General features: G+C 40.2%; 1 protein-coding gene. It reads left to right on the top strand.

Annotated features, from left to right (window positions below):
• Positions 1-635: translocation/assembly module TamB domain-containing protein (locus ABD296_RS49785; RefSeq protein ID WP_407061598.1), on the top strand; the 635-nt coding region annotated here is incomplete at both ends.

Genomic DNA, 635 nt, shown 5'->3' with positions numbered 1-635 from the left:
CACGCTTAGTGACAAGAAAAGGTGAACTGGGCTTAGCAGCGGAAGACCCGCAAGATCCACCGACTACTTTGGCTTATGATGAACTGAGTGTAATTGCGAAAAGTATTTCAGAAGGCTTATTGTTCCGTGTCGATGTAAAAACACCTGATATTGGTACAGGATATGCGAATGTTATTATTAATCCTTACCAATCATCTATGCCGATGCATGGAGAGGTAGCTTTTAACGATGTACAGTTAAAAGTGTTAAAACCATTCATTCAAGATGTACGTTCAATGAGTGGTACCTTAGCCTTAGCTGGCAAAGTGAATGGTACTTTGACCCAGCCACAGTTTACGGGCGAAATGCGTTTGAAAAACGGGGCAATCAGTATGATTTCCCTGCCGGTTAATTTAACCAATGTACAGGTGTATTCATCTATTCATCAGGACATGGCAACAATTGATGGTGCATTCAATAGTGGACAAGGTGTAGGGTTACTTAAAGGTAGTTTTGACTGGAAAAATGCACCGCGTCTACAGTTAAACTTAAAAGGTGATAACTTACTTGTACGTCAAGCTCCATTAATTACGGCCATTGCAAATCCGAATTTGACACTTGATATGTATCCTTTTGATAAGCGTTTAAGCTTGAAA

The organism is Actinomadura napierensis, assembly GCF_039529375.1.
Classification (GTDB): domain Bacteria; phylum Actinomycetota; class Actinomycetes; order Streptosporangiales; family Streptosporangiaceae; genus Spirillospora; species Spirillospora napierensis.
The sequence above is the reverse complement of the archived record's forward strand: the minus strand, read 5'-3'. Positions and strand labels throughout refer to the sequence as shown.